The 13821-nt window shown below is 73.8% G+C and carries 2 protein-coding genes; both read right to left on the bottom strand.

Annotated elements, in window-relative coordinates; genetic code table 11:
• The coding region (locus VF092_30605; GenBank protein HEX6751684.1) for an amino acid adenylation domain-containing protein at positions 1-3805 on the bottom strand (3805 nt) is incomplete at its 3' end.
• A gap of 1 nt (position 3806) precedes the next feature.
• Positions 3807-13805, bottom strand: coding sequence for an amino acid adenylation domain-containing protein (locus VF092_30600; protein HEX6751683.1), 9999 nt, complete (start codon positions 13803-13805; stop codon positions 3807-3809).
• Positions 13806-13821: the final 16 nt, after the last annotated feature.

Here is a 13821-nt window from a genome sequence, read left to right as displayed (position 1 = left end):
CCGCGTACTGCACCGCCAGCGGCGGCAGCGGCGATGCCGGCCGTGCCGCACCGGAGGGTGGCGAGAACGATTCGTAGAGGGTGAACAGCTCGCGGAAGAGCACGCCCATGCTCCAGCCGTCGCTGACGATGTGGTGCATGGTGAGCAGCAGCACGTGCTCGTCGCCGGCGAGGCGCAGCAGCGTCACGCGCAGCAGCGGACCGCGCTCCAGGTCGAAGGGGCGCTCCGCCTCCTCGCGTTCCAGGCGGCGCGCCTCCTGCTCGCGCGCCTGCGGCGCGAGCCCGGTGAGGTCCAGCACGGGGAGGCGCGCGGGCACCGCCGGGTGGACGACCTGCACGGCCCCCTGCTCCACCGGGCGGAAGGTGGTGCGCAGCGACTCGTGGCGCTCCGTCAGCGCGTCCAGCGCCCGCTCCAGGGCGCCCGCGTCGAGGCTCCCCCGCAGCCGGCCCGACCGGAACATGTTGTAACCGGCGCCCTCCGGCTCCATCTGGTGCAGGAACCAGAGCCGCTCCTGCGCGAACGACAGCGGCAGCGGCGTCTCCCGGGCGACGGGAACGAGCGGCGGGAGGGCGGCACCCTCGCCCGCGCGCCGCATCTCCTCCACGCGCCCGGCCATCTCCGCCACCGTGGGCCCCTCGAAGAGCGCCCGCAGCGGCAGCTCCACCCCGAGCAGCTCGCGGATGCGCGACACCACCCGCGTGGCCAGCAGCGAGTGCCCGCCCAGGTCGAAGAAGCTCTCCGTTACCCCCACCCGCTCCAGCCGCAGCACCTCCGCCCAGATCCCCGCCAGCACCTCCTCCACGGGCGTGCGCGGCGCCACGTACCGGTCCTCCGCCGACGCGTACTCCGGCGCCGGCAATGCCTTGCGGTCCAGCTTCCCATTCGGCGTCAGCGGCAGCGCGTCCAGGAAGACGAACGCGGACGGGACCATGTAGTCCGGCAGGCTCCGCCGCAGGTGCGCGCGCAGCGCCTCCGTCTCGACGTCGCCCACCACGTACGCCACCAGCCGTTGCTCGCCCGCCTCCGCGCGCGCCACCACCACGCAGTCGGCGACGCGCTCGTGCCGGCGCAGCGCCGCCTCGATCTCGCCCAGCTCGATGCGGAAGCCGCGGATCTTCACCTGGTGGTCCAGCCGCCCCAGGTACTCCAGCGTCCCGTCCGCCTTCCACCGGATGCGGTCCCCCGTGCGGTACATCCGCGCGCCCGGCTCGGCGCTGAACGGATCGGGGACGTACCGCTCCGCGGTGAGCCCCGGCCGCCCCAGGTAGCCGCGCGTCACCCCCCTGCCCCCCAGGTACAACTCGCCCGGCACTCCCACCGGCAGCGGCCGCAGCCGGGCGTCGAGCACGTACGCCCGCGTATTGGAGATCGGTGTCCCGATGCTCGCCGGGCCGCCCGCGCGGCGCAGCGTGAACGTGCTGTACGTGGTGTCTTCGGAGGGGCCGTAGAGGTCGTAGACGCGCTCGATCCCACCGCGGGCGTACAGTGCATCCACCAGCTCGGCCCGCAGCGGCTCGCCGGCCAGGTTCACCGTCTTCACCCCGGCCGGGATCGCGCCGTCCTTCAGCAGCGCCGCAATGGCGGACGGCACGGTGTTGATCAGCCGCACCTCGCCCGCTGCCGCCGAGCGCGCCAGCGCCAGCGCGTTCTCCGCCACGACCACCCGTCCGCCCCGGACGAGCGGGAGGAACAGCTCGTAGACCGAGAGGTCGAAGCAGATCGACGTCGACGCCAGCATCCCCGACAGCTCCTCGTCGGAGTAGACGCCCCACGCCCACGCCAGCATCGCCACGGCGCTCTCGTGCTCGATGGCGACACCCTTGGGAATGCCCGTCGATCCGGAGGTGTAGATCAGGTACGCCAGGTTCCGCGGCGCGACGCGGCTGGCGACGTTCTCCGCGCTCTCGGCCGCGATCTCCGCCCACGCCGCCTCCTCGACCACCACCTGGACGCCGGACTCGACGACGAGGAGACCGCGCAGCTTCTCCTGCGTGAGCAGCACCGATGTGTCGGAGTCGGCCAGCATGAACGCCAGCCGCTCGGCCGGATACGCGGGGTCCAGCGGCACGTAGGCGCCCCCGGCCTTCAGCACCGCCAGGAGCGAGACCACCATCTCCAGGGTCCGCTCCAGGCAGATCCCCACCCGCACCTCCGGTCCAACGCCCAGGCGGACGAGATGATGCGCCAGGCGGTTCGCACGCTCGTTCAGCTCGCCGTAGGTGAGCGACTCCTCCTCGAAGCGAACGGCCACCGCTCCCGGCGTGCGCGCCGCCTGCGCCTCGAACAGCTCATGGATGCACCGGTCCGCGGGGTACCCGGCTTCGGTCCGGTTCCACTCCTCCAGCACGAGCGCGCGCTCCGCCCGGCCGAGCAGCTCCAGTTCCGACAGCCGCACGTCCGCGTTCGCGGCGACCTGCTCCAGCACCCGCTCCAGGTGGCCGTGCATCCGCTCGATCGTGCCGCGCTCGAAGAGGTCGGTGCTGTAGAACAGCCCGCCGAGCAGACCTCGCCGCGTTGCCATGAGGGCCAGCGCCAGGTCGAACTTGGCGAAGGTGAAATCCGGTTCGGCCCCTTCGGTGCTCGACTCTGCCGCGCCACCTCCCGGTTCCTCCACGTCGTCCAGCGAGAACGACACCTGGAAGAGAGGCGAGTGGCTCAGGCTGCGCTCCGGCTGCAGCTCGGCCACCAGCTTCTCGAAGGGAAGCTCCTGGTGCTCGTACGCCCCCAGCATCACCTCCCGCACGCGGCGCAGCACCTCCCGGAAGCTAGGATCTCCGCCCAGGTCGGTGCGCAGCACCAGCGTGTTCACGAAGAAGCCGATCAGCCCCGCGACCTCGTTCCTCGTCCGCCCCGCGATGGGGCTCCCCACGACGATGTCCTCGCTCCCGCTGTACTTCGACAGCAGCACCTGGAAGGCGGCGAGCACCACCATGTACAGCGTCGCCCCCTCGCTCCGCCCCAGCGCCCGCAGCCGCTCCAGCAGCTCGCCGGGAAGCTCGATCCGCTCGCTCGCCCCCCGGTACGTCTGCACCGCCGGGCGCGGGTGGTCGGTGGGCAGCTCCAGCAGCTCCGGGGCTCCCGCCAGGCGCTCCCGCCAGTACGAGAGCTGCCGCTCCAGCACCTCGCCCCGCAGCTGCTCGCGCTGCCAGACGGCGTAGTCGGCGTACTGCACCGGCAGCTCCGGCAGCGGCGATTCCCGCCCCTCGCGGTACGCCGCCAACAGCGCCGACAGCTCGCGGTCGAGCACCCCCAGGCTCCACCCGTCGCTGACGATGTGGTGCATCGAGAGCAGCAGCACGTGATCCTCGGCGCCCAGCCGGAGCAGCACCGCGCGGAAGAGCGGCCCCGCCGTGAGGTCGAACGGCAGCACCGCCTCCTCGGTGGCGCGGCGCCTCGCCTCCACCTCGCGCTCCGCCTCGCCGAGCCCCGACAGGTCCTCCACCGGCAGCGTGAAGCCGCCGAACGGCGCGATCACCTGCACCGGAGAGCCATCCACCTCGCGGAAGGTGGTGCGCAGCGCGTCGTGCCGCCGGACGATCTCGCCCAGCGCCCGCTCCAGCACCGCTGCGTCGAGCACACCCCCCAGCCGCCGTGCCACGGGGACGTTGTAGACGGCGCTTCCCGGCTCCAGCCGGTCGATGAACCAGAGCCGCTCCTGCGCGAAGGAGAGCGGGGCGCCGTCGCGATGGGCGCGGGCGACGATGCCCGACGAGCGGACCCGCCCCCTGAGCCTGGCCTCGATGAGCGCGCGCTTGGCGGCGGAAAGCTCCGGGCGCGGAAGCTCGATCGTCTGTTCCGAGGCCATCTCAGGCTCCTGCAACGGGGTGGGACTCGGCCAGCCGCTCGGCCTCGAATTCGGACATGGTCGCTACGTCTTCATAGATCCTCCGTTCGATCTCTCCCGCCATGGCTTCCAGCGTCGGCATCGAGAACACGGTGCGGATCGAGATTTCCAGGTCGAACGTGGCCTGGATCCTGGCGAGCAGACGCATGATCAGCAGCGAGTGCCCGCCCAGGTCGAAGAAGCTGTCGTGCGCCCCCACCCGCTCCAGCCCCAGCACCTCCGCCCAGATCTCCGCCAGCACCTCCTCCACCGGCGTCCGCGGCGCCACGTACCGTTCCTCCGCCGACGCGAGCTCCGGCGCCGGCAATGCCCTGCGGTCCAGCTTGCCGTTGGGCGTCAGCGGGAGCCCGTCCAGGAAGACGAACGCGGCCGGGAGCATGTGCTCCGGGAGCCGGCCCCGCAGGTGCTCGCGCACCTCGTCCGCCGCCGCCTCGCCGGCCACGTACGCCACCAGCCGCTTCTCGCCCGGCTCGTCCTCGCGGACCACGACGGCGGCCTCGCGCACGCCGGGGCAGGCGCGCAGCACGGCCTCCACCTCGCCCGGCTCCACGCGGAAGCCGCGGATCTTGACCTGCGCGTCCACGCGGCCCAGGAACTCCACCGTGCCGTCCGCCCGCCAGCGCACCCGGTCGCCGGTGCGGTAGAGCCGCGCGCCGGCGGCGAACGGGTCGGCCACGAACTTCTCCGCCGTCAGCTCCGGCTGGTTCAGGTAGCCCAGCGCCAGCCCCGCGCCGCCCGCGTACAGCTCGCCGGGCACGCCCACGGGCACCGGCCGCATCCCCGCGTCCAGCACGCGCACGTACGTGTTCACGATCGGCTTTCCGATCGGGATCGACCCGCGCTCGACGTCCTCCGCCCGCACCGGGTGGCAGCAGGTGAAGGTGGTGTTCTCGGTGGGCCCATAGCCGTTGATGAGCGCCGTCTCCGGCAGCTCCGCCAGCACGCGGCGCACGTGGGCGACGGAGAGCACGTCGCCGCCGGCGATGAGCTGGCGGACGCCGCGCAGGGTCTCGATCCGCCCCTCCACCACCAGGTGGAAGAGGCCCGCCGTCAGCCAGAGGACGGTGACGCCGTGCTCCGCCAGCGTCCGCCCGACGCTCTCCACGGAGGGCTGCCCGGCGGGATGGATGGCGAGGCGCGCGCCGTTCAGCAGCGGCCCCCACAGCTCCAGCGTGGCCGCGTCGAACGAGGCGGGCGCGAGCTGCAGGAACACGTCGGAGGGGTCGATGGAGACGTAGTCCTGCCCGCGCACCAGGCGCACGATGGCCCGGTGCGGCACCTCGACGCCCTTGGGCCGTCCCGTGGAGCCGGAGGTGTACATCACGTACGCCGCCGCTTCCGGGTTCGTCCCCGCCACCGGCGCGTCCGCCGGCTCCGCCGCGATGGCCGCCGCGTCCGTGTCCACCCGGACGCTGCGCGCGGCGTGGGGCGGCAGGCGGTCCGCCAGGGGCGACTCCGTCACCAGCACCGGAACGGCGGTGTCGGCCAGCATGAAGGCCAGCCGCTCCGCGGGATACGCCGGGTCCAGCGGCACGTACGCGCCGCCCGCCTTGAGCGCCGCCAGCGTGGCGACGACCATCTCCAGTCCGCGCTCCAGGAACACGCCCACGCGCGTCCCCGCGGCCACCCCGGCGCGGCGCAGGTGGTGGGCAAGGCGGTTTGCGCGGCCGTCCAGCTCCGCGTACGTCATCCGCCCGCCGTCCCATGCCAGCGCCACGGCCTCCGGCGCGGCGGCGGCGGCCCGCGCGAAGAGCGCATCCACCGTGGCGCGGGGGAGCCCGGGCGCGGCGCCTTCGCCCAGCGCGAGCAGGCGGGCGCGCTCCGCCCCGCTGAGCAGCTCCAGCCGCGAAAGCCGCACGTCCGCGTCCGCGGCGACCTGCTCCAGCACTCGTGCCAGGTGGCCAAGCATCCGCACGATCGTGCCGCGCTCGAAGAGGTCGGTGCTGTAGTTCAGTCCTCCCCACAGTCCGCGCGGGGTTGCCACCAGGCCCAGGGAGAGATCGAACTTGGTGCTCGCGAGCTCCGCTCCCACGCCGCCCACGTTCAGCCCCTGGAGAGCGTCTCCTCCGCCGCCCTCCGTGTTCTCGAGCGAGAACATCACCTGGAAGAGGGGCGAGTGGCTCAAGGACCGCTCCGGCTGCAGCTCGGCCACCAGCTTCTCGAAGGGGACCTCCTGGTGCTCGTACGCGCCCAGCGTGACGTCGCGGACCCGCCGCAGCACCTCGCGGAAGCCCGGGTCTCCACCGAGGTCGGTGCGCAGCACCAGCGTGTTGACGAAGAAGCCGATCAGCTCCTCGATCTCCTTCCTCGTCCGCCCCGCGATCGCGCTGCCCACGACCACGTCCTCGCTCCCGCTGTACTTCGACAGCAGCACCTGGAAGGCACCCAGCACCACCATGAACAGCGTGGCCCCCTCGCTCTGCGCCAGCGTCCGGAGGCGCTCCACCAGCTCGCCGGGAAGCTCGACCGGCTCGTACGCCCCCCGGTACGTCTGCACCGGCGGGCGGGGGTGGTCGGTGGGCAGCTCCAGCAGCTCCGGCGCTCCCGCCAGGCGCTCCTTCCAGTACGCCAGCTGCCGCTCCAGCACCTCGCCCGCCAGCTGCTCGCGCTGCCACACCGCGTAGTCGGCGTACTGCACCGCCGGCTCGGGCAGCGGTGACTCGCCGCCCTCGCGGTACGCCTCATAGAGCGCCGACAGCTCGCGGTCGAGCACCCCCATGCTCCACCCGTCGCTGACGATGTGGTGCATCGAGAGCAGCAGCACGTGATCCTCGACGCCCAGCCGCAGCAGCGTCGCCCGGAAGAGCGGCCCCGCCGAGAGGTCGAACGGCTGCATCGCATCCTCGGTGGCGCGGCGGGTCACCTCCGCCTCGCGAGCCGGTTCGGCCAGCCCGGAGAGATCGTCGAGCCGCAGCGTGAAGCCGCCGAACGGCGCGATCACCTGCACCGGCGAGCCGTCCACCTCGCGGAAAGTGGTGCGCAGCGCCTCGTGCCGCCGGACGATCTCGCCAAGCGCGCGCTCCAGCGCCCGCTCGTCCAGGGCTCCGCCGAGCCGCATCGACCTGGGAAGGTTGTAGGCGGTGCTCCCCGGCTCCAGCCGGTCGATGAACCAGAGCCGCTCCTGCGCGAACGACAGCGGCAGCGGCGCCGTGCGCCCGGCCGGCACCACCGGCGGCAGCACCGGCAGCTCCGCGCGGCGCAGCTCCTCCACGCGCACCGCCAGCTCCGCCACCGTGGGTCCCTCGAAGAGCGCCCGCAGCGGCAGCTCCACCCCGAACAGCTCACGGACCCGCGACACCACCCGCGTGGCCAGCAGCGAGTGCCCGCCCAGGTCGAAGAAGCCGTCGTGCACCCCCACCCGCTCCAGGCGCAGCACCTCCGCCCAGATCCCCGCCAGCACCTCCTCGGTCGGCGTCCGCGGCGCCTCGTACCGCTCCGCGTCGGCCGCGTACTCCGGGGCCGGCAGCGCCTTCCGGTCCAGCTTCCCGCTGGGTGTCAGCGGCAGCGACTCCAGCACCACGATCGCCGCCGGCACCATGTACTCCGGCAGGCTCCGGCGCAGCTGCTCGCGCAGCGCCTCCGCGTCCACGCCACCCACCACGTAGGCCACCAGCCGCACCTCGCCGGGCGCGTCCTCGCGCACGACCACGCGCGCCTCGCGCACGCCGGCGAGCGCCGACAGCATGCTCTCCACCTCGCCCGGCTCGATGCGGAACCCGCGGATCTTCACCTGCGCGTCCAGGCGGCCCAGGAACTCCAGCGCACCGTCCGCCGTCCAGCGCAGGCGGTCGCCCGTGCGGTACATCCGCGCGCCCGGCTGGGCGGTGAAGGGATCGGGGACGAAACGCTCCGCCGTGAGCGCGCGCCGGTCCAGGTAGCCGCGCACCACGCCGTCGCCGCCCACCCAGGCCTCGCCGGGCACGCCGACCGGCACCGGCTGGAGGGCGGAGTCCAGGAGGTAGATGCGCTGGTTGCCGGTCGGGCGGCCGACGGAGACGGTGAGCGCGTCGTCGTCCAGGTGCTCCACCGCCTCCCACGAGCACCAGGCCGTCGTCTCCGTGGGCCCGTACATGTGCAGGAGCCGCTTCGGCTTCCCGGACGCCAGCACCCGCCGCACGCTCTCCGCGTCCGCCGCCTGGCCGCCGAACAGCACCTCGCGCAGCGGGGCGAAGATGTCGGGCTGCTCGCGCGAGAGCTGGTTCAGCAGCGCCGTGGTCTGATAGAGCGTGGTGATCCCGTTCCGGCGCAGGAACTCGCGCAGCGCCCGCGGCGACAGGAGGACGTCGCGGCCGATGCCGACGAGCGTGGCGCCGTTCAGCAGCGCGCCCCACGCCTCGAAGGTCAGCGCGTCGAAGCTGGCGTTGGACGCCTGCGCCACCCGGTCGCCCGGCGCGAAGCGCACGTAGTCCGTCTCGCACACCAGCTGGACGACGTGGCGGTGCGCCACCATGACGCCCTTCGGCTTCCCCGTGCTCCCGCTGGTGTAGACGATGTACGCCAGGTTCTCGGGCGACGCGCCGCTCCGGGGCGGATCGTCCGGCTCCGCCGCCAGCGCGCCGGCGAGGACGTCCAGGTCGACGACGGCGGCGCGGGGCGCTTCCAGGCCGGAGGCGAGGGCCCCCCGGGTGACGAGGACGGAGGCGCCCGCGTCCGCCAGCATCAGCGCCAGCCGCTCGGGCGGATAGGCGGGATCGAGCGGCACGTAGCAGCCCCCTGCCTTCAGCACGGCCAGCAGCGAGACGATCAGCTCCGCGCTGCGCGCCAGCAGCACGCCCACGCGCGCCTCGGGCCCCACGCCCAGCCGGACGAGGTGGTGCGCCAGCCGGTTGGCGCGCGCGTCCAGCTCCCGGTAGGTCAGCGACTCCTCGCCCCAGACCAGCGCCGCGGCACCGGGCCGCTCCCGCACCTGCGCGTCGAACAGCTCGTGGATGCACACTCCGCGCGGGTACGGCCGCTCCGTACGGTTCCACTCGTCCAGCACCCTCGAGCGCTCCGCATCGCCGAGCAGGTCCAGCCGCGAGATCCGCACGTCCGCGTGCGCGCCGACCTGCTCCAGCACCCGTTCCAGGTGCCGCACCATGCGCCGGATGGTGCCCGGCTGGAACAGGTCGGTGCGGTACGTCAGTCCTCCCGACAGCCCGCGCGGGGTCGCCGACACATCCAGGGCGAGATCGAACTTGGTGCTCGTGAGCTCCGCTTCCACGCCGCGCTCGTTCGGCCCCCGGAGCGCGTCTCCTCCCCCCTCCGCGTTCTGCAGCTGGAACATCACCTGGAAGAGGGGCGAGTGGCTCAGGCTGCGCTCCGGCTGCAGCTCGGCCACCAGCTTCTCGAAGGGCACCGCCTGGTGCTCGTACGCACCCAGCGTGACGTCGCGGACCCGCCCCAGCACCTCGCGGAAGGTCGGGTCTCCACCGAGGTCGGTGCGCAGCACCAGCATGTTGACGAAGAAGCCGATCAGCTCCTCCACCTCCCGGTGCGTGCGCCCGGCGATCGGGCTCCCCACCACCACGTCCTCGCTGCCGGCGTACTTGCCCAGCAGCACCTGGAAGGCGCCCAGCAGCGTCATGAACAGCGTCGTTCCCTCGCTCCGCCCCAGCGCCTGCAGGCGCTCCAGCAGATCGAGGGAGAGCTCCACCGGAACCGTCGCGCCCCGGTACGTCTGCACCGGCGGGCGGGGACGGTCCGTCGGCAACTCCAGCAGCTCCGGCGCACCCGCCAGCCGCTCCCGCCAGTACGCCAGCTGCCGCTCCATGGCCTCGCCCGCCAGCCGCGCGCGCTGCCAGACGGCGTAGTCGGCGTACTGCACCGGCGGCTCCGGCAGCGGCGACGCCTCGCCGCGCGCGAACGCCTCGCGGAGCGCGCCCAGCTCCCGCGCCAGCACCCCCATGCTCCAGCCGTCGCTGACGATGTGGTGCATGACCAGCAGCAGCACGTGATCGTCCTCGCCCAGGCGCAGCAGGTGGGCGCGCAGCAGCGGCCCCCGGCGCAGGTCGAAGAGGCGCTGCGCCTCTTCCCGGGCGAGCCGGCGAGCCTCGGCCTCGCGCTCCGCGGGAGCCAGGCCCGACAGGTCGCTCACCTCCAGCCGTGCCGCGCCCGCGGGGTGCACCACCTGGAAGGGCACGCCCTCGGTCTCGCCGAAGGTGGTGCGCAGCGTCTCGTGCCTGCGCACCACCTCGCCCAGCGCGCGCTCCAGCACGCGCGGGTCCACCGGCCCGCGCAGCCGCAGCATGTCCGGCATGTGGTAGGCGGTGCTCCCCGGCTCCAGCTGGTCGATGAACCAGAGCCGCTCCTGCGCGAACGACAGCGGCAAGGGCGAGCCGTCGCGCGGAAGCGGCACCAGCGGCGGGGCTCCGGCGCCGCCGGGCGTCTCCGCCACGAGCGCCTCCACGCGGCCCGCCAGCTCCGCCAGCGTCGGCGCCTCGAACACCGCCCGCAGCGGCAGCTCGGTCCGGAACGCCTCCCGCACCCGCGAGACCAGCTGCGTGGCGAGCAGGGAGTGGCCGCCCAGGTCGAAGAAGTTGTCCTCGCCGCCGACGCGCTCCACTCCCAGCACCTCCGCCCAGATCCCCGCCATCCGCTCCTCGGCCGGCGTGCGCGGTGCCACGTACGTCCCCCCGCGCACGCCCGTCGTCTCGGGCGCGGGGAGGGCAGCACGGTCCACCTTGCCGTTGGGGGTGACGGGGAATGCCTCCAGCACCACGAAAGCCGAAGGGAGCATGTACTCCGGCAGCCGGGCCCGCACCGCGGCACGCAGCGCCGGCGTCAGCACGCGCATCCGCCGGCCCCATTGCGGGTCGTTGGCGTACGCCTCCCAGGGCCGCTCGCCCTCCCCCTCCCCCTCCATCGGGAAGGCGGAGACGCCGCCGGCCGGACCGAAGAGCACGTCCAGCGTCCCTGCCGCGCCGGGCCGCACCTCGATCGCGCGGCCGATCTCCTCACCCAGCCCGAAGAGTACGTCGGGACGGATCCCGCCGGCGGGCCCGGCGTCCGAGAGCGCCCGCACGCCGCCCGCCGTCGCCGGAGCGTCCGCGGCGGAGATCCGCTCCAGCGCGCGGACGTGCTCCCGCACCCGCGCATCCGGGACTCCGCGGACCAGCAGCGCCGACGCGCTCCCTGCGATCCGCGCGCGCAGCCCGTCCGCGTCCTCGCCATCCCACGGGTGGACGACGGGCTCCACCATCCCGGCGGGATCCACGTCCAGGTGGAGGACGACGTCGTAGCGGAAGCGTGAGACCTCGTTGTCGTGCTCGTCCCGCTTCACCTGCACTGCCACGCGCCCGAGCCGCGGGATCCGCGTCCGGAGCGCCTCGAAGAGCGCGGGCTCCACCAGCAGCTCCTGCTCCTCCGCCATCCCGCGCCGCACCCGCTCCCGCAGCCGGTCGATGGAGAGATCCCCCGGCGCGCGCGCCAGCTCGACCGACGCATGGAAGGCCCCGAGCAGTCGCAGGCTGCGCACGTCCCCGACGAAGATCCGCCCGCCCGGCCGCAGCGCCGCCGCAGCGCCTTCGAGGACGCGCAGCAGGTAGTCCACATCCGGGAAGTACTGGGCGACGGAGTTGAGAACGACGGTGTCGAAGCCCGCCCCCGCGAACTCCGCCAGCTCGTCCGCTTCGCGCTCCGACAGGGTCACCTGCGGGAGTCCCGCGAGATGCCGACGGACGTGCCCCAGCGCCACGCCCGAGAAGTCCGTCCCGTGATAGGCCCGCGTGCGCGGCGCCACGCGGAAGAGCAGCAGCCCCGTCCCGCAGCCGATCTCCAGCACGCGCTCCGGCCGCAGCGCCAGGATGCGCTCCACCGTGCGGCCGACCCACTCGATCATCTCCTCGCGCGGGATCGGCTCGCCCGTGTAGCTGCTGTTCCACCCCTTCAGCTGCAGGGTGGGATCTCCGTCCCCCTCGTCCTGCGCGTAGGTGTCGTCGAACAGCGTCTCCCAGGCGGCCACCTGCTCGACCGCGCTCTCCGCGACGTGCGGCAGCTCGGCGGCCGCGTTCGGCACGACGTAGGCGACCAGGCGCCTGTCCCCGGGAGCGTCCTCCCGCGCCAGCACGACGGCCTCCCGGACGCCGGGCTGCTCCCGCAGCGCCGCCTCCACCTCGCCGGGCTCGATGCGGAAGCCGCGCACCTTGACCTGCTCGTCCGTACGGCCCAGGAACTCCAGCACCCCGTCCGGACGCCAGCGGGCGCGGTCTCCCGTTCGGTAGGCGCGCTCGCCCTCCACGGAGATGAAGCGATCCGCGGTCAGCTCGGGCCGGCACAGGTAGCCGCGCCCGACGCCGCCGCCCGAGATCCACAACTCTCCCGGGACGCCCAGGGGTGCGAGCTCGCCGCGGGGACCGCACACGCGCAGGCGGACGCCGGGGAGCGGCGACCCGAGCGGGTGCCCCTCGACGGCGCCCTGCACCGGGTGCGTGGCACAGATGATGGCCGCCTCGGTGGGACCGTACAGCACCACGGTCCTGGCGTCGGGGAAGACCTCGCGCATGTCCCCGAGCAGGCCGGGCGGCACCGTGTCGCCGCCCACCAGCAGGAGCCGCAGCGAGGGAAGCATCCGCCCGCCGCGCACCACCTCCACGACCTGCCGCATCAGCGCGGGGACGGCGTGCAGCACGCTCACGTCTCCCGCGGCCTCCACCAGGGTCTCCGGGTCCCGCGCGACCTCGTGCGGAATGATCCGCACCGCGCCCCCGGCCAGGAGCGGCGTGACCAGCTCCAGCAGCGAGATGTCGAACGCGGTCGAAGCGAGCGCCGCCACCACGTCTCCTGCCCCGAAGCCGAGCGTTTCGAGGCTGGCACGCAGGGTGTGGGTGAGCTGCGCGTGCTCGACCATCACCGCCTTGGGCGTGCCCGTGGACCCCGACGTGTAGATCAGGTAGGCGAGGTCACCAAGCCCCCCACCGCTGCCGGGCTCCAGCGCTCCGCCGGGGAGGTCGCCCTCCGCGGAGGGGTCGAGCAGGAGGACATCCGCCTGCTCCAGGAGCGCCCCGGCCAGCGCGAGGTCGGATACGACGAGCTTCGCCCCGGAGTCGCGCAGGAGGAAGGACAGGCGCTCCACCGGGTGGCCCGGGTCCAGCGGGAGGTAGACGCCGCCCGCCTTCCACACGCCCAGCAGCGCCACGAGCACGCCCGGGCCGCGCTCCAGGCACACGGCGACCGCCGTCCCGATCCCCACGCCGAGGCCGCGCAGGCGCCGGGCGAGGCGCTCGGCGCGCGCGTCCAGCTCCGCGTAGGTGAGCGACTCGCCCGCGGACAGGATGGCGGGCGCGTTCGGCGTCCGGGCCGCTTGCTCCGCGAAGAGGAGGTGCACCGGGGCGTCACCCGTGCCGTCGCGCGCGGACCCGCCGCCGAACGCCAGGATCTGCCGCGCCTCCTCGTCCGGAAGGATCGCCAGGCGCGACAGCCGCTCCTCCGGCGAGGCGACGGCCGCCGCGAGCGCGGCCCCGTACTGCGCCGCGAAGCGCTCCATGGTGGCGGCGTCGAACAGGTCGGTCCGGAAGCGCAGGCTCCCGACCAGCTCCTCGCCCACCTCCTGGAGGTCCAGCTCCAGGTCGAAGCGCACCGTCCGGATCTCGCCCCCTAACGGCTCCTGCCGGACCCCGGTGGTGGCGGGCCCCCCGTCGGCGCCCTCCGGCCGAACCCTGGCCATGGCAGGCCCCGCCCCGGCATCCGCGTTCTGGAGCTGGAACATCACCTGGAAGAGCGGCGTGTGCGACAGGCCCCGCTCCGGGGCGACTTCCTCCACCAGCCGCTCGAACGGCAGCTCCTGGTGGGCGTATGCCCCCAGCGCGGTCTCCCGCACGCGGCGCACGAGCTCCCCGAAGGTGGGATCTCCGGAGAGGTCGATGCGCAGCGCGAGCGTGTTGACGAAGAAGCCGATCAGCCCCTCCGTCCCCACCTGCGTGCGTCCCGCGATCGGCGAGCCGACGACCAGGTCCTCCTGCCCCGACCAGCGCGAGAGCAGCAGGTCCAGCGCGGCGTGC

The organism is Longimicrobium sp. (genome assembly GCA_036377595.1).
Taxonomy (GTDB): domain Bacteria; phylum Gemmatimonadota; class Gemmatimonadetes; order Longimicrobiales; family Longimicrobiaceae; genus Longimicrobium.
This window is presented reverse-complemented; position numbering and strand designations above follow the sequence as displayed.